This window comes from Candidatus Methylospira mobilis (assembly GCF_009498235.1).
Taxonomy (GTDB): Bacteria; Pseudomonadota; Gammaproteobacteria; order Methylococcales; family Methylococcaceae; genus Methylospira; species Methylospira mobilis.
Genome location: NZ_CP044205.1, coordinates 1,007,323 through 1,027,870 on the forward strand (window position 1 = coordinate 1,007,323; position 20,548 = coordinate 1,027,870).

At 54.5% G+C, this 20,548-nt stretch carries 19 protein-coding genes, 1 tRNA gene and 1 pseudogene; 13 read left to right on the forward strand and 8 right to left on the reverse strand.

The window, feature by feature from the left end:
• The first annotated feature begins 25 nt into the window (after positions 1–25).
• From nuoL to F6R98_RS04285, 4 genes are read left to right on the forward strand one after another with little or no spacing between them, the layout of a single operon-like run.
• Positions 26–1,858 carry an NADH-quinone oxidoreductase subunit L gene (nuoL, locus tag F6R98_RS04270; RefSeq protein ID WP_153247921.1) on the forward strand — a complete coding sequence of 611 codons (1,833 nt, stop codon included), beginning with the start codon at positions 26–28 and terminating at the stop codon, positions 1,856–1,858.
• On the forward strand, positions 1,855–3,339 hold the full coding sequence (gene nuoM, locus F6R98_RS04275; RefSeq protein ID WP_153247922.1) for an NADH-quinone oxidoreductase subunit M: 1,485 nt from the start codon (positions 1,855–1,857) through the stop codon (positions 3,337–3,339). Before nuoL ends, nuoM begins: the two co-directional genes overlap by 4 nt.
• Positions 3,336–4,778 carry an NADH-quinone oxidoreductase subunit N gene (locus F6R98_RS04280; RefSeq protein WP_153247923.1) on the forward strand — a complete coding sequence of 481 codons (1,443 nt, stop codon included), beginning with the start codon at positions 3,336–3,338 and terminating at the stop codon, positions 4,776–4,778. Before nuoM ends, F6R98_RS04280 begins: the two co-directional genes overlap by 4 nt.
• A 45-nt stretch (positions 4,779–4,823) precedes the next feature.
• Positions 4,824–5,282, forward strand: a complete 459-nt coding sequence (locus tag F6R98_RS04285) for a hypothetical protein (protein WP_153247924.1) — start codon at positions 4,824–4,826, stop codon at positions 5,280–5,282.
• Positions 5,283–5,559: 277 nt separating this feature from the next.
• Here F6R98_RS04285 and F6R98_RS04290 read toward each other — a convergent pair whose 3' ends face one another.
• The 5 genes and pseudogenes from F6R98_RS04290 to F6R98_RS04310 form a co-directional block, all read right to left on the reverse strand.
• Positions 5,560–5,988 carry an Hsp20/alpha crystallin family protein gene (locus F6R98_RS04290; RefSeq protein WP_194270132.1) on the reverse strand — a complete coding sequence of 143 codons (429 nt, stop codon included), beginning with the start codon at positions 5,986–5,988 and terminating at the stop codon, positions 5,560–5,562.
• A 302-nt stretch (positions 5,989–6,290) separates the two neighbouring features.
• Positions 6,291–6,554 carry a Txe/YoeB family addiction module toxin gene (locus F6R98_RS04295; RefSeq protein WP_153247925.1) on the reverse strand — a complete coding sequence of 88 codons (264 nt, stop codon included), beginning with the start codon at positions 6,552–6,554 and terminating at the stop codon, positions 6,291–6,293.
• A complete protein-coding gene (locus F6R98_RS04300; protein ID WP_153247926.1) occupies positions 6,551–6,793 on the reverse strand; it encodes a type II toxin-antitoxin system Phd/YefM family antitoxin in 243 nt (80 codons plus the stop codon). Before F6R98_RS04300 ends, F6R98_RS04295 begins: the two co-directional genes overlap by 4 nt.
• A 165-nt stretch (positions 6,794–6,958) precedes the next feature.
• Positions 6,959–7,723, reverse strand: coding sequence for an IS5 family transposase (locus tag F6R98_RS04305; RefSeq protein ID WP_153247927.1), 765 nt, complete (start codon positions 7,721–7,723; stop codon positions 6,959–6,961).
• Positions 7,724–7,764: 41 nt separating this feature from the next.
• Positions 7,765–8,512, reverse strand: a pseudogene (locus F6R98_RS04310) (IS256 family transposase).
• A 401-nt stretch (positions 8,513–8,913) separates the two neighbouring features.
• Between F6R98_RS04310 and trxB the strand changes: the two are divergent.
• Positions 8,914–9,870: a thioredoxin-disulfide reductase gene (gene trxB, locus F6R98_RS04315; RefSeq protein ID WP_153247928.1), complete on the forward strand. Its 957-nt coding sequence runs from the start codon at positions 8,914–8,916 to the stop codon at positions 9,868–9,870.
• Positions 9,871–9,928: 58 nt separating this feature from the next.
• Here trxB and F6R98_RS04320 read toward each other — a convergent pair whose 3' ends face one another.
• Complete coding sequence (locus F6R98_RS04320; protein WP_153247929.1) at positions 9,929–10,609, reverse strand: DUF2231 domain-containing protein; 681 nt, start codon at positions 10,607–10,609, stop codon at positions 9,929–9,931.
• 193 nt (positions 10,610–10,802) lie between these two features.
• On the opposite strand from F6R98_RS04320, the gene F6R98_RS04325 reads away from it, so the two are divergent.
• The 7 genes from F6R98_RS04325 (at position 10,803) to serS (ending at position 15,961) form a co-directional block, all read left to right on the forward strand.
• A tRNA-Val gene (locus F6R98_RS04325) sits at positions 10,803–10,879 on the forward strand.
• Between the two features lie 154 nt (positions 10,880–11,033).
• Positions 11,034–11,384, forward strand: coding sequence for a DUF2782 domain-containing protein (locus F6R98_RS04330; RefSeq protein WP_153247930.1), 351 nt, complete (start codon positions 11,034–11,036; stop codon positions 11,382–11,384).
• A gap of 61 nt (positions 11,385–11,445) precedes the next feature.
• Positions 11,446–13,101: a glutamate--cysteine ligase gene (gene gshA / locus F6R98_RS04335; RefSeq protein WP_228125081.1), complete on the forward strand. Its 1,656-nt coding sequence runs from the start codon at positions 11,446–11,448 to the stop codon at positions 13,099–13,101.
• A gap of 3 nt (positions 13,102–13,104) precedes the next feature.
• Entirely contained in the window at positions 13,105–13,833 is a 729-nt protein-coding gene (locus F6R98_RS04340; protein ID WP_153247931.1) for a phosphoadenylyl-sulfate reductase, read from the forward strand.
• Between the two features lie 121 nt (positions 13,834–13,954).
• On the forward strand, positions 13,955–14,356 hold the full coding sequence (gene crcB, locus F6R98_RS04345) for a fluoride efflux transporter CrcB (RefSeq protein WP_153247932.1): 402 nt from the start codon (positions 13,955–13,957) through the stop codon (positions 14,354–14,356).
• Positions 14,353–14,661, forward strand: a complete 309-nt coding sequence (locus tag F6R98_RS04350; protein ID WP_153247933.1) for a DUF190 domain-containing protein — start codon at positions 14,353–14,355, stop codon at positions 14,659–14,661. The genes crcB and F6R98_RS04350 overlap by 4 nt, the downstream gene beginning before the upstream one ends.
• Positions 14,662–14,689: 28 nt before the next feature.
• Positions 14,690–15,961, forward strand: coding sequence for a serine--tRNA ligase (gene serS, locus F6R98_RS04355; RefSeq protein WP_153247934.1), 1,272 nt, complete (start codon positions 14,690–14,692; stop codon positions 15,959–15,961).
• A 97-nt stretch (positions 15,962–16,058) separates the two neighbouring features.
• Here the strand turns inward: serS and F6R98_RS04360 are convergent, their stop codons facing one another.
• Both F6R98_RS04360 and F6R98_RS04365 read right to left on the reverse strand, forming a co-directional pair.
• Positions 16,059–16,379: a hypothetical protein gene (locus F6R98_RS04360; protein ID WP_153247935.1), complete on the reverse strand. Its 321-nt coding sequence runs from the start codon at positions 16,377–16,379 to the stop codon at positions 16,059–16,061.
• Between the two features lie 60 nt (positions 16,380–16,439).
• A complete protein-coding gene (locus tag F6R98_RS04365) occupies positions 16,440–17,015 on the reverse strand; it encodes a carbonic anhydrase (RefSeq protein ID WP_153247936.1) in 576 nt (191 codons plus the stop codon).
• Between the two features lie 1,023 nt (positions 17,016–18,038).
• On the opposite strand from F6R98_RS04365, the gene F6R98_RS04370 reads away from it, so the two are divergent.
• On the forward strand, positions 18,039–20,504 hold the full coding sequence (locus tag F6R98_RS04370) for a heavy metal translocating P-type ATPase (protein WP_153247937.1): 2,466 nt from the start codon (positions 18,039–18,041) through the stop codon (positions 20,502–20,504).
• Positions 20,505–20,548: the final 44 nt, after the last annotated feature.

The following is a 20,548-nucleotide window of genomic DNA, read 5'->3' on the forward strand; positions in this document are numbered from 1 at the left end:
CCACCTTTGTAAAAAGGAGGCGTGGATGTTGAATCTGTTGTGGCTGGTGCCGGCCTGTCCGCTGCTGGGTTTCCTGGTGTTGTTCGGCACGGAGGGTAAGCTGTCGAAAAACCGGGTTCCGTGGATAGGCGCGGGCTCCGTCGGCGTGTCGGCCTTGCTTAGCGCCGGCATCGGCGTCGATTTTCTGGCGCATAATCCGGATCAATCCGTTTTCCGCCAGATGCTGTGGAGCTGGGTCGCTGTGTCCGACTTCAAGGTCGATTTTGCGCTCTATCTCGACGCCTTGTCGTTGAACATGATGTTGGTGGTGACCGGCGTCGGTTTTCTGATCCATGTCTACTCCGCCGGCTACATGGCGGACGATCCCGGTTACAGCCGCTTTTTCGCCTGCATGAATCTGTTCGTATTCGCGATGCTGATGCTGGTGCTGGCGGATAATCTGGGCCTGCTGTTTCTGGGCTGGGAAGGCGTCGGGCTGTGCAGCTATCTGCTGATCGGATTCTGGTACGACAAAGCCGAAAACGGCCATGCCGCGCGCAAGGCCTTTATCGTCACCCGCGCGGGCGACACCGCGATGGCGCTGGGTCTGTTCCTGCTGTTTACGCAATTAGGCAGCCTCGATATTCAGACCGCGATGGCCAAAGCCGTAGCCGGCTGGCCGCCCGGATCAAGCTACGCCGTCGCCGCAAGCCTGTTGCTGCTGGGCGGCGCGGTCGGCAAATCGGCGCAGCTGCCGCTGCAGGTCTGGCTGCCGGATGCGATGGCCGGCCCGACTCCGGTCAGCGCGCTGATACATGCGGCGACGATGGTGACGGCGGGCGTCTATCTGATTGCACGCACCCATGAGCTGTTCGCGCTGGTGCCGGACGTGCAGTTGCTGGTCGCGGCGATCGGCGCAATCACGCTGTTGCTGGCCGGTTTCGCCGCGCTGGCCCAGACCGATATCAAGCGGATACTGGCCTACTCCACGATCAGCCAGATCGGCTACATGTTTCTTGCTTTGGGCGTAGGGGCCTGGTCGTCGGCGATTTTTCACCTGATGACGCACGCCGTCTTCAAAGCGCTGTTGTTTCTTGCGGCTGGTGCGGTCATCCTGTCCATGCACCATGAGCAGAATATTTTCAACATGGGCGGTTTATGGAAGCGCCTGCCCGTTACTTTTTGGACTTTTCTGATCGGCGCGGCGGCCCTGGTTGCGCTGCCGTTTACGTCGGGTTACTACAGCAAGCATGAAATATTGCTGGCGGTTTATGCCGCGGGCTCGCATGGGCCCTGGCTATGGGCTGCGGGAATCGCGGGCGCGCTGCTGACAGCGTTGTACAGCGCACGGCTGATACTAGTGGCCTTTTTAGGCCCCGAGCACGGGCAGGTAAAAGAAGACTTGCCCGCAACCATCACCATGCCATTGGTGCTGCTGGCTTTGTTGGCAATGTTCGGCGGACGGCTGAAAATGCCGCTGGTCCCAGCGCTTGACTGCTCCGAACCGGAAAGCACCGTCGTTTGGATAACCGCGCTGATGCCGTGGGTAGGCATTTTTGCCGCTTATCTGATTTACGGCAGGGGTGCGGGTTTTATCAAACGCCTGAACGAAAACGCCATCGTTTCCGCTTTACAGCGCTTCTGTTTCAACGGCTGCGGATTCGATGCGCTTTATAGCCGACTGCTGGTGCAACCGTTTCTATGGCTGGCGGCGGTGAACAAGCGCGATGTAATCGATACTTTTTACCGGGATCTCGTCGCGCTGGTCATGGCCGGTCATCGCCTGCTGGCGCTGACCCAGAACGGCCGTTTGCGCTGGTATGCCGCCGCGATGGTGTGTGGCGTCGTAGCAGGTCTGACCTGGGGAATGCGGCCATGATCCTGTTCATTCTGATTATGATTCCATTGTGCGGCGGCACGCTGGCCTGGTTGGCGGAACGGCTGCGGCTCGCCGATCCGCGCTGGGTTGCGATTGCCGCTTTAATCCTTGAGGCTGCGCTGCTGTCCACTTTACCGTCAGCCGGAGACGGCTTAGGCGGTAATGGCTGGATACGGCAACTGGTCTGGCCATGGATACCGCGCTTCGGCATCGGTTTCCACCTGGGGCTCGACGGCGTCAGTTGGCTGCTGATCGCTCTGGCGGTTTTTCTCGGTTTCATCGCGGTCGGCTGTTCCTGGACCGAAATCGGCGAAGCCAGAGGCGCATTTTATTGCAACCTGCTTTTGACCCTGGCGGGAGTAATCGGCGTGTTCCTGGCGCTGGATTTATTCCTGTTTTTCGTTTTCTGGGAAGTGATGCTGATACCGATGTACTTTTTGATCAGTATCTGGGGCCATGAGCGGCGCGTCTACGCGGCGATGAAGTTTTTAATTTTCACCCAGGTAGGCGGCTTGTTGATGCTGATCGCGATACTGGCGCTGGTGTTCCTGCATAGGCAAGCGACCGGGAGCCTCAGCTTCGATTATTTCCAGTTGCTCGGCGATTACCTCGACCCGGCTGCGGCGTTCTGGATCATGCTGGGTTTTTTCATTGCCTTTGCCGTCAAGCTGCCCGCGCTGCCTTTTCATACCTGGCTGCCGGACGCCCATACCCAGGCGCCGACCGGCGGCAGCGTGCTGCTGGCGGGCATCCTGTTGAAAACAGGGGCTTACGGGCTGTTGCGTTTCGCGGTGCCGCTGTTCCCGGAAGCCGCGCATGCGTTTTCGCCGGTTGCGATGACGCTCGGAGCCGCCGGTATCCTGTACGCGGCGGAAGTCGCGTTCGCCCAGAACGACCTGAAACGGCTGATCGCCTATACCAGCGTCAGCCACATGGGGTTTGTGCTGGTGGGTATTTTCGCCGGCAGCGCGCTGGCTCTGCAGGGCGCGGTCATGACCTTGCTGGCGCATGGCGTTAGCGCCGCCGCATTGTTCATGATTGCCGGCGCGTTGCAGCAACGTCTGCATACACGGGATATGGACAGTATGGGCGGGTTTTGGAAATCCGTGCCTCGCATCGGCGCAATCACTCTGTTCTTTTCGGTCGCGTCGCTGGGCATGCCGGGACTCGGGAACTTCATCGGCGAATTCCTGGCGTTGCTCGGCACTTTCCGCGTCAGCATTCCGGTCACCGTTGTCGCCACGCTGGGTTTGATTCTGGCTCCTGTTTATTCGTTGCACGTCATCCAGAAAGTGTTCCACGGCCCTCCGAGCACTACTGTTCCGGGCAGCGATTTCGGTTTGCGCGAAATGCTGCTGATGCTGGCGATGATGACGGCCAGCGTAGTGATCGGGACTTATCCGCAGCCGCTGCTGGATATTTCCGCTCCGGCATTGCAAGGCCTGGCGGCCTCTCGGTTGGAGCGGGGAGCACAGCCATGAACATGACCGGACTCCTGGCATTGTTGCCGATGATTGTGGTGGCCGCGACCGCCGTCGTGGTGATGCTGGCCATCGCGTTGCGCCGCGACGGCCGTCTGGTTTTTTTCCTGACGCTGGCGGGATGCGCGCTGGCGCTGGCAGCGTTGCCGGTTGCGTTTCGGCTAGCGCCGGTCACGGTTACCGGACTGATACGAATCGACGCCTATGCGATTTTCTTCAGCGCGATGATACTGGCGTTGGCGGCGATCGTCGCATTGTTGTGCCGCGAATATTTTATCGGCGATCGATCCGAAAACGAGGAATTGTTCGTACTGCTGTCGACCGCCACGCTGGGCGGGATGATACTGGTGTCCGCCAGTCATTTCGCCTCGTTTTTCCTGGGGCTGGAGATACTGAGCATATCGCTGTTTCCGATGATCGCCTACCAGATGCAAAACACGCGCGCGCTGGAAGCGGGCGTCAAATATCTGATGCTCTCGGGCGTCGCTTCCGGCCTGCTGCTGTTCGGCATGGCGCTGATCTACAGCGAGAGCGGCGCAATGTCCTTCCAGCAATTGGGCCATTGGCTTGGAGATGCGAAAGCGTCGCCGCTGGTTCTGGCCGGAGCTGTGATGCTGCTGGCGGCGTTGAGTTTTAAACTCTCGCTGGTCCCTTTTCATTTATGGACGGCGGATATTTACGAAGGCGCGTCCGCTCCGGTTACCGCTTTCGTATCCACGGTATCGAAAACGGCGATATTCGCGCTGCTGCTGCGTTTCTGGCTGGTTACCGGGGCCTGGCGCTCGGCGGCTTTGATGGAGATGCTGATACCGGTCGCGGTGCTGTCCGTGCTGGCCGGCAATCTGCTGGCTCTGCGGCAAACTCGGCTCAAGCGGCTGCTGGCGTATTCTTCGATAGCGCATATGGGATATTTGTTGATCGCGCTGATAGCCGGGAGTATGCTGAAAACGGAATCCCTGGTGGAAAGCGTCGGCTTTTACCTGCTGGCCTATACGATCAGCAACCTGGGCGCAGTGGGCGTCGTGTCGGCCTTGTCCTGCGCCGGGCGCGAAGCGGAAAACCTGGATGATTTTGCCGGGCTGTTCCGGCGCGATCCGCTGCTGGCAGGGATTTTGACGCTGAACCTGCTGTCGCTGGCAGGCATTCCGTTGACGATAGGATTCATAGGGAAGTTTTACATCTATGCCGCAAGTGTCCATGCGGCGCTCTGGATGCCGGTGGTCGTGGTGATCATCGGCAGCGGCATGGGGCTTTATTATTACCTGCGCGTCGTCCTGGTAATGCTTGATCAAGCCCGGGTGTCCATGCAAATCAGGCCGGCGGATCAGATGCCGGTCAGGTTTGCCCTCGCGGGTCTTGCCTTATTGCTGCTATGGTCCGGAATTTTTCCGGAAGCCTTGATGGAAGCGTTGATGTCTGTTGCACAGGCCTTATCCTGATCAACCGCTCGACGCGTTTCGAGAATAATAATGAGGGGAATGTCCATGCACAATTTCGAACAAGTCAAAGATGTTATTCATTACGGCAAGGAAACCCATGCCGGGTTGCAACACCTGTATTCCACGATCAATACCTGCGATCAACACGTCCGCGTCGGCATGCTGCTGGATTTTCTGAGTCAGCACGAGCATCAGCGCGAACAGGGTCTAGCCGCTTTCGAGCAGGGAGGCGACGCGCACATACTGGATACCTGGATGCAGTATGCGCCCAACATCGATATCGGGCGTCAGATCGACGGCACACCCATACATGCCGGTATGTCGGTGGACGACGTGATCGGGCTGGTAATCAACTTCAACAACTCGTTGATGGAGCTTTACCGCGAGGCGGCCATGGAAACCGATATCCCGAGCGCCAGAGCGGTGTTCGATAATCTGCGCTGCATGGAAGGCAAGGAAAAGATGAAAATCGTGCGCGATGCCATGATGCTGCAGGATATGTAGCCTTGCCGGCGTTCCATATCCTTGGGGTTGGTTAGGCTAAAAGTGGGGCGAGATACGCCGTGATTCATGTTGGCATAGAAAGCGAGACGATCTGGCGTTCCCGCTTGAGCGCACTGCCTTTGCACGGACGCGAGCAAAACAAGACGGTTGTCCTTTTTTCCTCCGAGGCTGGATTGCCGGCTCGTATCTTGGCGGTGCAGCGAATTTTGATCAGGCTGTTATGGCTGCGATGGGGAACGCCCCTTCGCAGCCATAGCCGGAAATAAAAGAGTCCAGCTTACGCAACGGTTAGGCGCTGCCCGCTTTTTTTCTGTTTTTTTGCCAGATTCAGGGTAAGCACGCCATTATCGTAAGCCGCTTTGCTGGCCTGTTCGTCAATTTCCGACGAAAGTTTGAAACTGCGCGACACTTCACCGTAATAACGTTCCGTGCGCAGTGTTTTTTCATCTTTATTGCTGCTGTCAATCTGGCTGATCTGCGCGCGAATACTGATCACCTCACCATCTATATCCACATGGATATTTTCCTTGCTTGCTCCAGGAATCTCGGCGTGGATGATAAATTCGCCGGGGTTTTCCTTTACGTCCATTTTGATTTGGGCGGGCAAGGGGTCTCCATGTAACGGCTTTACAAAATATCCCGGATTCATTCCGCGAAACAGTTCGTCAAATAGGCTGTTGCTAACCAACGGATTAATGCTGCTCATGCTAATTCTCCTATGTATTTTGTGTAACAATGGTGCTACGTAGACGGATATGGAGTTTAAAAGCCGAAAATCAATACCGCCTGATAGACTTCGCCCGGAAAACCCGGTCTTGATTGACAGGTCAGACCGTGAGTGGGAAAGTCCGATCAACTTTGTGGGCCTCGATCCCGATAACGTGATAGGGACCCCACTCAGCGGATTCCATCAGGGACAGAAGCGTCAGCTTCAAGCAAAGTCCGGATGTATGAATGCAATCTTCACCTTAAACTGAAAAAAGCTCCATGTGAACCACCGCGGCGGATTCACTCATAATGCGACCACATTCTGAGTACACGAACAATACGTTCTGTCTCGAAAACCTCGTAAACAAGCCGGTGCTGAATATTGATACGGCGTGAATATGCGCCTTGAAGATCACCTACAAGTTTCTCGAAAGTAGGAGGGTTCTGAAACGGGTTGGATTCAAGCACCGCAAGCAGTTCCTGAGCCTTCGGTTTTAGACCGGATGCAGCAAGTTTCTTAGCGTCCTTGAGCGCTTGCTTGGCATACATCAGCTTCCAATTCACCACTCCAATTCCGTTGCTGACGACGCCAAGGGTTCAGCCATGCCTTGCTTGATGGACTCGCGCATGCCGGGCACGGCCAACAGAAACAGCGTTTCCTGAATTGCCTGCCAGTCTTCATTTGAGATTAGAACTGCGCTTGTTCGCTTCCCAGTAATGATGATCGGTTGGTGTGACTCAGCGGCCTGATCCATGAGCCGGTATAAATTCGCGCGGGCTTCGCTAGCGGTCAGTGTTTGCATGTTGTCCTCCATGAAGAGGGATCGTACGTTAAGGCGTACTTTGTGTCAACCAGCGAGCGATTGAAAAACCTTAAGCTGGAAACGCCGGCAAACCACCAGCAAAAATAACGGTAACACCTGGATAAGCCAATTATTTTACGCAAATGCCTAGGTTCTGTTGACGTATCACCGCAACCAAATGAGAGCTGAGACGAAGTGAAGGAAGGCCATGTAGTTGCGAGCTGTTTTTTCAAAACGCGAAAATATTCGTCGGTAATGTTTGATTTTGTTGAAGAAGCATTCAATCAGATGGCGTTCTTTGTAAATAAACCAATCGCACTCGCGTACCTTGTTTCGATTGCAGCGCGGAGGAATGACGGCTTTCATATCTCTCGCTACGATGGCCTGGACGAACGCATCGCTGTCATAGCCTTTGTCACCGACAAACGCACGCGCACCCGCCGGCGTCAGCGCCGGCAAGGTTTCAGCCTGTCCAATGTCACTGGCCTGCCCTCCTGTCAATACGAATTCGAGGGGATTCCCCAAGGCATCGGTGATGGCGTGAATCCTGGTAGTAAAGCCGCCCTTCGATCGTCCCAAGGCTTCATCCTCGGCATTGCTGCCCGCCGCGCCACCAGCGCAGGGATGAGCCCGGTTGATGGTGGAATCGATAAACACGCTTTGCAAATCAGGATGATGGATGCATCCGGCGAACAGCGACTGCCAAACCCCATGCTTGCTCCAGCGGGAAAAACGCTTGAACACGGAGTTCCACTTGCCATGCGCTTCCGGCAGCAAACGCCATTGCGATCCCGATCGAAGAATTTGCAGAACGGCAACCAGAAAGGCCCGGCACTGTTCCTCGGACGTCGATCGGACATGCCGATGTTTCACCAGTATGGGATAGATAACGTTCCAGTCTTCGGCGCTAATTTCGAGTCGGTCAGCCATTTTCGAAATGGTTCCAGCTTCACGGGTGGCGCGTGCTAATGTCAACAGAACCTAACGTAATGGGATGGACGCCCACTTTCCTTCAAGCCATCCACGCAGGCAATGAAGATGTCCTGTACTCCGCGGTTCTTGAGCTCGGTCAGCACCTGTAGCCAAAACCTGGCGCCTTCTGTCCGGGCGATCCGGATAACCCAGCAGTTCCTTCTCGCCGGACAGGTTGAGGCCCAGGGCCAGATAGACGGCCTTCGCCCTGACCGTGCCGGCATCTCGTGCCTTGACGTGATGCAGTCCAGATAAACGATGGGATATAGCGCCTGCAGCTGGCGGGATTGCCATGCCCTGGCATCGTCAATGACGGTATCGGTGACGGACGAGATCAGCGTCGCTGAGACTTCGGCCCCATACATCTCTTCCAGATGGCTCTGGATTTCCCGCACCGTCATGCCACGGGCATAGAGTGATGGAATCGTCGAAGTCCGTCCAGCGGGTTTGATGCCTGGGGATGATCTGTGGCTCGAAGCTGCCATGGCGGTCGCGGGGGATTTCTATCGGCAGTTCGCCAAACTCGCCTTTGAGCGTCTTCTTGCTCTTGCCGTTGCGGGTGTTACCGGCGGGGTTGGTTATAGGCTCATTGCGGGCGTGACCCAGGTGTTCGCTCATCCCGGCTTCCAGCGCCCGCTCGACCGGTTTCTTGGTGAGTTGCTTGAGCAGGCCATGCTCGCCTATCAAATCATCAGGTTTTTTGTAATCGGCCAGCAGCCTGTCGATCAATTCTTTGCTTACGGTCATTTTTACTCCTTAGATTAAAGTTACGGCAGTTTCCTGCCGAATGACCGTTTACATAAAGTTTCTTACACCCCCCAAGGGTGGAGGGTACCGCCGTTTTTTGCAGTTTGGTAATAACTTCCGCTTGCAGCTCGCTGAACCCGGCGTTTTTAAGTTCGGTTACAAATTCGTGGTATCGAATGTGATTGTGGACATGACTGGACCTTCTGCGCGTAGTCTAGCGCATTTGACATTTACAATCTTCCTGCGCCCGGGTGTTTACCCTGCCGGTTTCGACATTCGGTCCACACTCACCGGTTCCGCAGCATGGGCTTTTCATCCTTAGTGCTTTACGACCATGCTTGCACGCGCCATACTTCAACTACCATTCATTTTTAACATCTTTCAAGCTTCAGGGAGCAAGTATGACGCAAACAAGACATGCCAAACTGTTGATTCTGGGTTCCGGGCCGGCCGGTTACACTGCCGCGGTATATGGCGCAAGAGCCAATCTGAAGCCGCTGCTGATTACCGGTCTGCAACAGGGCGGACAGTTGACTACGACAACCGAGGTGGATAACTGGCCTGGCGACGCCGACGGCGTGCAGGGTCCCGAGTTGATGGAGCGCATGTTGAAGCATGCGCAACGTTTCGAAGCTGAAGTCGTATTCGACCATATACATACCGCCCGTCTGGGGCAAAAACCGTTCGAGCTGGTCGGAGACTCCGGTACTTATACGTGCGATGCGCTGATTATAGCGACTGGCGCATCGGCGCGTTACCTCGGTCTGGAATCGGAAGAAGCCTTTAAAGGCCGCGGCGTATCCGCTTGCGCGACCTGCGACGGGTTCTTTTATCGCAACCAGCATGTGGCTGTTATTGGCGGCGGCAATACCGCTGTTGAAGAAGCGCTCTATTTATCCAATATCGCAGCGAAAGTGACGGTGATTCATCGCCGTGACAAGTTCCGTTCGGAAAAAATTCTGGCGGACAAGCTGATCGAGCGTTCTGTGAACGGCAATGTGTCGATAGTCTGGAACCATCAGCTGGCTGAAGTGCTGGGCGATAAAACCGGGGTTACCGGCATGCGGGTCAAGGATGTGAGTACCGGCGAAACTCAGGATATCGAATTGCAGGGCGTCTTTATCGCAATAGGACATTCTCCCAACACCGAAATTTTCAACGGGCAATTGGAAATGCGCAACGGCTATATCGATATCCAGACCGGATTGGGCGGAAATGCCACTGCCACGAGTATACCAGGGGTCTTTGCCGCCGGTGATGTCGCCGACTCCGTTTACCGGCAGGCGATTACCTCGGCAGGCTCGGGATGCATGGCGGCACTGGACGCGGAGCGTTATCTCGATAATCTGGCGCCATAAGCCGCCGTTCGCACGATGCGTAAGCGGGCGGTTCCGGGTGCCCGCTTTGCGTTTCCGATTACGGCAATTGCACTGTCTCCGGATGATGCTGCCCATGTATATGGCTTTCGCTTTGTTTTACCGCTTTTACGCCTACACCGTAACGATAAACCATGTACCCGCCCAGATCGGCTCCGAAGAACAGCGCGACGACCATTAATGCCGCCAGTACCAGGTAAAATGTTTTCGCCATTGTGGTTTGCGGCAAGGGCCATTTCCAGCGCCATAGACTCAAACCCGTTGCGAGGCTGGCGACGGTCAGTCCGATGCGGCCATGCCACTCCATGATCTCATGCACTTCCTGTGAGTGCGGAACTGTTTTTGATGCGTATAAGCCGGCAGCCGTCGTTACGATGGCGCTGATTGCGCCCAAGTACAGCAACAGGCCGGAAAGCTGCTGCGGCTTTGTTTTGCGTGTAGCGACGGCATAACATTCGAATACGAAAAAGGCGTATAGAAAAGCGATCGGGAAATGCACCAGCAACGGATGAGGGTTGTCGGCCAGTGTATACAAGCCGGGCAGCCATTCCAGCGCCGGGCCGGACGCGGGCGGTTCGCCGCCGTCTCCTCCGATGCGCTGGGTTAAGTTCTCCAGCGCTTGATTAAGCAGGCCAACCCAGCCGCCGTCCGCAGTCGCATTGCCGCCATGCGCGGCAGGCAGTGCAGGCCAAAAGATATTGCTGTTATTAAAGCCGGTCATTACGTGTCCTCGCTTTTACGTTGTTTTTCAGGATTTTTTGTATTTCTGTTCAGTGTTTCCCGAACGGAACAGTGTGGCAGAACGAAGCTGTATATTCAAAATCGAAAGAGGTTTGGTATTTTCGGCCGAGGACCAGCAATTTTTTCTTTATATTGGAACGCGGATGAGTTTATAATACCCTCCTGCAAACAGCAGGCGCGTAGCTCAGTTGGTCAGAGCACCACCTTGACATGGTGGGGGTCGTTGGTTCGAGCCCAATCGCGCCTACCATGCAGGCTGTTAGCATAGGCCGCCGCGAGGCGGTTTTTTTATGTCGCACCGTTTACGGAGCGCGATCGGGCGCAAAGGGGTATCCTGATTGGCGCTTTCTCCCCGTTCTGTAATATCATGGCTGCCAGTCGTTTTTGTCTGTTGAGATTTCGTCATGCCGTTACGCTACGTTTTAGCTTTTTTATTGGTCATGCTAGCCTGTCCCGGTTTTGCGGCTGACGGAGAGCGTCAGCCTGAGTTGGTGCCGCTTGACGATCAACCCGATATCCCTGCGCCGATTGAAAGCGGCGAAACCATGCAGCCGGATGTGACGATCACCAAGCGCGGCAAGGATACGGTGGAAGAGTACCGTATCAATGATCGGCTCTATATGATAAAGATTACGCCGGTTATTGGGCCTTCATACTATATGGTGGATAGCGATGGCAATGGCACCCTGGATCAACGCAGGGGAACCATCACGGAAGGTATGAAAATACCTCAGTGGGTATTGTTCAGCTGGTAACCGGTAATCGCGTGTTTTAAAACAGCCTGTCTGAAAACACGTACTGAGAGCATGATGCGTAGTGAGTAAATTGTTTTTAAATATCAGTATAGAGCCGCGGCTTAAGCTTTTGACCGGCGGCGGCGCTGCGGAACTCTTGAAAGGCGGCCTCAAGGGGCTCGAAAAAGAAAGTTTACGCGTAACTCCCGAAGGCGGAATTGCCCAAACGCCGCATCCCGAAGCTTTAGGCTCGGCGCTGACGCATCCGTATATTACTACCGATTACTCCGAGGCTTTGCTTGAGCTGGTGACGCCAGCGTACGCGGATGCCGGCGATACGCTGGCTTTTTTGCACGACTTACACCGTTTCGTGTACGCGCAAATCGGCGATGAGGCGTTATGGAGCAACTCCATGCCTTGTCCGATTCGCGACGAGCGCAGCATACCGATAGCGCAATACGGCACGTCGAACGTCGGCACCATGAAACACGTTTACCGGCGCGGCCTTGATTGGCGCTATGGGCGTGCGATGCAGGCTATAGCCGGCATCCACTATAATTATTCCATTAACCAGGCGTTATGGCCGGTCTGGCAGGAATTGCTGGGCAATGGCTGCGCGCCCGAGCAGTTTATTTCCGATCAATATTTCGGGATGATACGCAACGTCAAGCGTTACGCATGGATCGTAATGTATCTGATGGGCGCTTCTCCGGCGTTTTCAAGCAGTTTCTTCTCCGGGCGGGATGAACTGTCGCGACGGTTTGAGCGTCTCGATGCCGATACGCTGTACCGCCCTCATGCCACGACCTTGCGCATGAGCGACATCGGTTATCGCAATGACAGTCAGGTCGATCTGGGGATTTGCTTTAACAGTCTGGATGGTTATGTCGCCAGCCTAGCCAGGGCGATCGATACCGCGAGTCCGGTGTTTGAGAAAATCGGCGTCAAGGTGGACGGCGAATATCGTCAGCTCAACGCCAATATCCTGCAAATTTCCAACGAATACTATAGCCCGGTCAGACCCAAGCAGATCGCGTTTGCGGGAGAACGTCCGACCATGGCGCTGTATAATCGCGGGGTACGCTACATCGAGCTGAGAGCGATAGATCTGGGCTGGCAGCGCCCATCAGGCATCAGTCTGGAAGACATGCGTTTTCTCGAGGTTTTTTTATTATTCTGTTTTTTACAGGAAAGCCCGCCGATTACCGCCGACGAAGACAGCGAAATTGCCAGAAATACCCTGGCTGTCGCCTGTTGCGGGCGTGGGCCGGAGTTTACCTTGCAGTGGCATGGACGGCATATCGCAATAACCGAGTTTGTGCGGGCATTGCAGGAGCCGATGCAAGCCATCACGGCAATTCTGGATCAGGGCGAGTCCATGCCGCTGTACCGGAAAAGTCTGGCGCATGCGTTCGTGGAGAACCCCGAGTCCACTCCTTCCGCCCGCATGCTGGCCGATATGCGGAGCCGCGGCGAAAGTTTTGCCGAATATCATTTGCGGCAGTCTCTGGAGCATGCAGCCGTATTTCGAACCGAACCTTTGGTGGGAACTCATGCGATTGATTTTGAAAGCGAAGCCACATTGTCACACGCAGAACAGGCGCGCATGGAAGCCGAGGATACGATGAGCTTCGATGATTATCTGCAGCATTACTTTTCCCAGGATAGGGTTCAGACTCAACCCGCGCGACGAAAGCAGTTGCTGAGTACGGCTCGGTATCCATGTTCTCCGGAGTGAACCATGAAAACACAATCTCCTTTTGATTTATCCGCGCTTCAGCAAACGCTGAAAGGCAAGGGCCCGTTGCCGATACTCAAAGCGGCGCTGGCTCATTATGAAAATATTGCAATTTCCTTCAGCGGCGCAGAGGATGTGGCATTGATCGACATGGCGTCGCGGCTGCGCGCCGGTATACGGATATTTACCCTGGATACCGGCAGATTGCATCCGGAAACCTATCAGTTTATTGAGAAGGTTCGCGAAACCTTCGATATTCGCCTCGAAATACTGAGTCCTGAAGCCGCACCGTTGCAGCAGATGGTCAATGAAAAAGGGCTTTACAGCTTTTTGCGCGATGGGCATCAGGAATGCTGCGCTATCCGCAAGGTCGAACCTCTGCGCCGGCAGCTGCAGGGGCTGGATGCCTGGCTTACCGGGCAGCGCCGGGATCAAAATCCGACTCGCGCCGAACTGGCGGAAGTGGAAATCGATGTTACATTTTCAGGTCCCGGAAAAACGCTGGTCAAATTCAATCCGCTTGCCAATTGGTCGTCGTCCCAGGTCTGGGATTATATCGAAGCCTATCAGGTGCCTTACAACGGTCTGCATGAGCGCGGCTTTATCAGTATCGGTTGCGAGCCTTGCACGCGTCCGGTCAGGCCCAATCAGCATGAGCGCGAAGGCCGTTGGTGGTGGGAGGACGGTGCCAAAAAAGAATGCGGTTTGCATGCCGCCAACCTGGAATCCTGAGATCGCCCACCATGCAGGCAATCAGTTCAGGAGACGGCGCGCATGCTTTGCAATGGGAACGCGGCATGGCAACCAAGCCCGGCCGCGAAGCCACGAGCGCCGCATATGGCGATTCAGCGTCATGAATCAACTGTTGGCCATCGTTGCGGGTGGATCGGTGGGCGCGGTGGCGCGTTTTTGGGTGGCAAACGCGGTGTACGCGTGGATCGGACGGGATTTTCCTTACGGCACGCTGGTGGTCAATGTATCAGGCGCATTGTGCATAGGCTTGCTGAGTGAAATGCTGTTGCAGCGTTTCGCATTTTCCGCCGAAGCGCGCGCTGCGTTGATGATTGGATTTTTGGGCGCCTACACCACTTTTTCGACCTTTGCGCTGGAAACGATTTATCTACTGGAAGCCGGTAGCTGGGTCAAGGCCGTTGTCAATGTCGTCGCCAGCGTCATCTTTTGTTTGCTGGCGGTATGGGGCGGCATCCTGGCGGGGCGCTATTTGACGACCCAGTTGATTGCGAGGTGCCTGTGAAACGAGAAACTGTCAGTGTCGTTCGTATCTATCTGCGGGAGTCGGAGCATCTGCTGCACAGAATAGAAAAACTGCTGCGCGAGGAAGGGAAGGTGGCCGGTTTGACGGTATTGCGCGCGGTGGAGGGCTTTACCGGTCAGGGCGAAAAACATTCGGCTTTTCTGCTGGATCTTTCGCTGGATTTGCCGCTGGTGATCGAGTTTTTCGACAGCCCGGAGCGTGTCGAGCAGTTGCTGGCGCTATTGACCGCGCATTTCGATCTTCCCCATATCATTACCTGGTCTGCGGATCGCGTATCCGCATAAATCCCGTTTTTCAAGGAGCTTGTAAATCATGCTGGATCCTCGTCTGTTCAGAACCAATCTTCAGGACATAGAAGCGGGTTTGGCCCGGCGCGGCTTTAAACTCGATACCGATGCGTTCACACAGCTGGAAGAGCGGCGTAAAGTGATCCAGGTTCAAACCCAGAATCTGCAGAATGAGCGTAACACGCGATCCAAATCCATAGGCCAGGCCAAGGCTCAGGGCCAGGATATCCAAGCCTTGCTGGACGAAGTGCAGCATTTGGGCGACGATTTGAAACAGCATGAGCAGCAGCTCGACGCCATACAGAGCGAGCTGGAAGCGCTGCTGCTGGCGATTCCGAACCTGCCGGATGCCGGCGTGCCCGAGGGGTTGAGCGAAAACGACAACGTCGAGCTGCATCGCTGGGGGACTCCTCCTCCGTTCGATTTCGAAGCGCGCGATCATGCCGACCTGGGTCTGAAACTGGGCATGGATTTTGAAGCTGCGGCGCGGATTACCGGTTCGCGTTTCGTCACCCTGCAAGGGCCGCTGGCGTCTTTGCAGCGTGCATTGGGGCAATTCATGCTCGATATCCATACCCGGCAGCACGGCTACACCGAGGTTTATGTGCCGTTCATGGTCAACGCCGAAAGCCTGCAAGGCACCGGGCAGCTGCCGAAGTTCGAGGACGAACTGTTCAGGGTGGTGCGCGATCCTGCGTATTACCTGATTCCTACCGCCGAGGTGCCGGTTACCAATCTGGTGCGCGATCAGATTCTCGATCCGTCGCAGCTTCCGTCCAGGTGGGTGTGCCATACCCCGTGTTTCCGTAGCGAGGCGGGCGCTTACGGCAAGGACACGCGCGGCATGATCCGCCAGCACCAGTTCGAAAAAGTAGAGCTGGTGCAGGTAGTGCGCCCGGAAGAATCCGAGACCGCGCACGAGGCGTTGACGCGCGATGCGGAATCGATATTGGAGCGCCTGCAACTGCCTTATCGCCGCATCGTGCTGTGCGCCGGCGACACCGGATTCTCTTCCGCGAAAACCTACGATCTCGAAGTATGGCTTCCCGGTCAGTCCGCTTACCGGGAAATCTCTTCCTGCAGTAATTTTCGCGATTTTCAGGCGCGCCGTTTGCGCGCGCGCTGGCGCAATCCGCAAACCGGAAAAACCGAGCTGGTGCATACGCTCAACGGTTCCGGGCTGGCGATAGGGCGCACGCTGGTCGCGGTCATGGAGAACTATCAGGACGAACACGGCCGTATACGCATTCCGGAAGTGTTGCAGTCCTATATGGGGGGCGCGCAAGTCATAGGTTAAGCGTGATCATGTAAATCGTAGCGGCCAAAATACGGTCGTGCCTGGATCGTGAATTTCTGGATAGTCTCATTAATGAAAATTTTTAACTCAGCTTGCGTCACGCCCAGCTAGGAGTCCAACCAATGTAAACGCATGACTCTTCTTGTGGTTTTTGCGATGTGGTTGCTGCCGTGTACAATGGATTTGGGTTGTATAAAGCCGTATTCAAGGCCTCACTGAATGTTTGGGGGACTCTTGTCCATGTTTCATCCAATGCGTAGTAGCATTTTCCGCGTGTGTCAAAGTGCTCGCCGTTTAGCATTAGACCGCGCTTAAAGTCGCCTTCTCTATTTGAATGTATAATCACAGCTTTTCCTGCAAGAAAAGCAGTATTGATATCATGCTCGGTTACTTCTGTTCCATCTTTGGTTCTGTACATTTTATTTCCGCATCTATTCGAATGGCAATATAATATTATTGTTGCTAATTGCTGATATTTTCACTCGAGCGTTAAATTCAGCGGCTGGCGCAGGTCAGTCGATACTCGCAATACATTGCCTGTTTTGCCGTTATACCAGCAACCATGAACAGGAATATCGCGCGGCACCAATGGATGATGGCGAATACGGCGCGCATGTTCGGCAAGGCGCTGTATGTGATTTTTGGGAGTACGCAAGTTTCTTGAGTCTTGCCTCCTGTCCCGGCGATTATCGTTCGAACTGTAAGAAAACTCGTCGAGCGACAAATTCTCATCGCAATTCGTATGGTGAATAATATACCATTCTCGAGTGCCAAGCAGTTTGCTGGAGTCTATCAATGCAAGTATGGCATCGCGCGTTGCCTGGCCGCCATTGCTATAAACGATATGTGTCTCTCTATCTGATATGCCGATGAGTTTGGCTGGATTCACCCGCCCATTTCCAATGCATTTGCATGTCAAAATGGCGTTGTGACGGCTGACTGTCGGCGTAGCTGCCAATGATTGCGATGATGGCGCTATGACCTGTTCATCGCGACCACAATTTTTCACATCAAGGTACTTAACATAAGGCGTGCGCGAGTTTTTCTGGTTCATCGGTATCTCTTTACAGTCCACGTAAAATCATTATAAAAATATTTTTGGCTGGATTGAGGATGGGATGGTTGAATTTTATTTTTGTCAATTTTAAAAACCTCATTGTATTGAGTGTAAGAATCGTTAAACTTAAACTGCCGGTTTTATCAAGATTATCATAAAATAATTATTTAATATTTTTTCCATAAAGGCGAATGGTTGCCATTTTGTTCTACGTTCCTGTTCTCGGCGTTTGTTTGATTAATCCAGTGATTCACAAATCACCGGAAAACCGGATTTGATGATCAGTTTGCTTTGAAAATGACGGATTATCAATCGGGTGGTTGCTTAAAAATATTAGGGAAATATTTAAAATAAATAGGGAAGTCCCTACACATATTTAAATAAAACATTATTGATATGATGTCGTTTATGAAATAAAATAATTCCCGATCGATTCAATCAGGGTATGTCTGGCGGAGACCGGCTATGGATACTCGCATGTGCGGGTAGAATCAGCATTGGTTGGGACGCATCAAAGGTCAAACGGCATCGAAACATTCGATGCCGTTTGACACCCGAGAGCAGCCGAGAGTAGCTGGGGCAGCGGCACAGGCCTTGGCGATCTCCCGCCACTTAACATCTAACAATGAATCAATAAAATACAAATTAACCTTTAGGGAACCGCTGGTTTAATCGAAATATTTTGATAAAAATCACGTAAAATCAATTAATTATGATGAAATTTCGTGCGGCAAGCCGATTAAATCAGTGCTACCTTAATCGTTGACTCAGTACAGGGCCGCATTGCGTTTAGAGCAATACCAAAGTCGGGCGGTTTGAAGATTCCGGTCTACTGAATAAACTGGATTACGCCTTGCGCTTCACAAAATGTACTGGATTGCAAACTTTGTGAGTTCATTGAATCAACAGGTTGGTGCATCTATATAGTGCTATCGCTTTGCCTATTTCCCTGTATGACCGGCTATCCCCCGGAAACTTCGTTATAATAAGCGCTGCCGTCTGTTTTCCTGGATCGAGAAGATGAAAAGAATCGAGTTTGGCCATGATTGGGTTCGTATCGAAGACCAGGATGTTTTCGGTTTTGGCGCCGAGGCGGCGAAGAGACTGTTCGCCAGACGTGTTTTCGGGCTGCCCGAGATTGCGTCGGCTGTTATCGAGCCGTCCTCGGGATTTGCGCTGCTTCGTTACCGGTTGCAGTCGAGCAGTCCGGACAGTTTCAGAAACAGGTTGAGCGGCGTGGTTGCCGGTCAGCATGGCGAGCTGGACGATCATAAACTGCCGGTCTGGTCCGGCAACGATAGAATTGCTTTACACCGCTGGAACGACAATATTTCCAGTCTACAAATCAAACACAGCGGGCGCGGGCGGCTGACGCTCCATCATCCGCTATTTAAAAAGGACCCGAACAAAACCGCAAACCGGGTAAAGCGTGCGCTTGATTCCCTGCCGGGAGTGGCGGCGGTTTCGATTTCCCCGTTGAGGGGCAATGTCCATGTGCGCTACTCCGCGGAAGTGGAACCTCTCAGTCTGGTACGCAAGGCCGAAGCCCAGATGCTCCCAGGTCTTATCTATCATCCGCTGCCGCAGCACAAGGCGGTAGGTTTCAGCGCCGCCAATGTGAATATGCTTTTGTGCACGGCGGGACACTTCGTGTTTCCGGCGATGATACCGCTGGCGTCCGGGGTGCTGCTTGCAACCCGTCACAAATTGATTCGTCAAGCCGCCACATCGCTTATCCACGGCAAAGTGGATGTGCCGGTATTTCAATCGTTGGTGGTCGCCTGCTCCGTCGCAACGGGGGCGCCGTTGGCATCGGCCCTGGGCGAATGGTTTGGCTGTTACTGGCAGCGGCGCTGGCGCAAAAAAGTGGCGGTCGAAACACGGGAGTTGCTTGATGAAGCGCTACCCATGACTGGCCGTGCGATACTGGTAGACGAAGCGGGCCGAGAAAATCCCGCTTCCGTTTCCGAACTCAATCCGGGCGACCGCATCAAGGTCGGCTCATCCGAGTTGATACCGGTGGACGGCATTGTGGTATTCGGAGAAGCGCTGGTCAGCGAGGCCGCAATACGCGGCATTCCGGGCACGAAACGCAAGCGTCCGTCTGACGATGTGTTTAACAGCAGCGTAGTCGTTTCCGGCAGTCTGGTCATCGAAGTGCGCCGCACACTGGCGCAAACGGAATCGGCAAAATTGGCGGACAGCATACTTGCGATGACGGCGCAACTGGCCGGCGATCGCGAGTTGAAACGGAAAGAACACGGCATGGCGCAGCGCAGCGTGCTGCCTACCCTCGCTCTTGCCGGCGTCGGCTGGGCGACCGGAAGTTTGCATACAGCCAGCGCCATTCTTCATCAGGACTGGATTACCGGTCCGTTCATTACCCTGCCTATGCAATCGTTTCAGGGAATGCGCGAATCCCTGCGATATGGCGCGCTGGTCAATACGGCAACCTCCTTGCCGCGTCTGGCTGAAGCCGACGTTCTGGTTATAGACGGTGACTACGATGCGCTGCTGGCGGCGCGTGTGGAGTTGAAAAGCGTACATACCGGGTTGAAGGATATCGATACATTACTGGCATTATGCGCTTCAGTGGCCGTATGCCTGGGCGACGCGCGTGCCGAAGCCATGATCCGTATCTGCAGCGAAAGGGGGCTGGAATTACGCGAACTCGATTCGGTTGCCTTGGCGCCAGGTAATACTCAGGTTGTCATTGGCGGGCATCGTATCGGTCTGCTGGAGCAGGAAAGCTCGCCTGAACAGCCCGGCCAGTCGTTGCTGTTGCAGGTGGATGGCATGGATATCGCCAGATTCACTTTCGGTTTTTCCACCTTGCCCAGAGCAGCGGAAAGTATCGCCGCGCTCAAAGCGTCGGGTCTGCATATTGCTGTCGTTTCTTCGCAATCCGATGAGGCCGCGCAGGATATTGCACTGAAACTTGGCGCCGACTTGTCATGCGGAGGCATGGGCAGCGCCGAGAGGGGCCGTTTTCTGCGGCGCTTGAAACAAGCAGGGCATAAGCCGGCCTATCTTGGTAAATACAATACCGTGCAGGAGCTTGTCAACGACGCGCACGTTTCCATAGCCATGGGCGGCGTTTTTGACGATGACGGGTCGGTCGATATTTTCATATTGAGCGAACTTATGGATCCGTTGCCACAGTTGCAGGCTGTAGGCCGGGAACAGGAGTCCCAGGTCGGTGCTGCCTGCAATAAAGTAATATTGCCGAATCTGCTCTGTATCGCGGGCGCCTTTAGCGGGGTATTGAACGGATCGACTTCGACGCTGCTCGCCAACGTCGGCGTGTCGAATGTCGATCAACACCAGCGTAAAGCGCTAAATAGCAGGGTATCTGCATCAAGGGTTAATGCAGCTGTTCCCCGTTTGGTAGCGACGGATTCGTCTTTGCAGCGCCTATTGGCGTCGGATGCCGGTTATGGAAGGCAATCCGGTTGGACTCCGGTTTATGCCGTCGATGCGGAATAGTCTGTTTTCCGCGTGTGCAATATCAACATAGCCTAAACGACCCA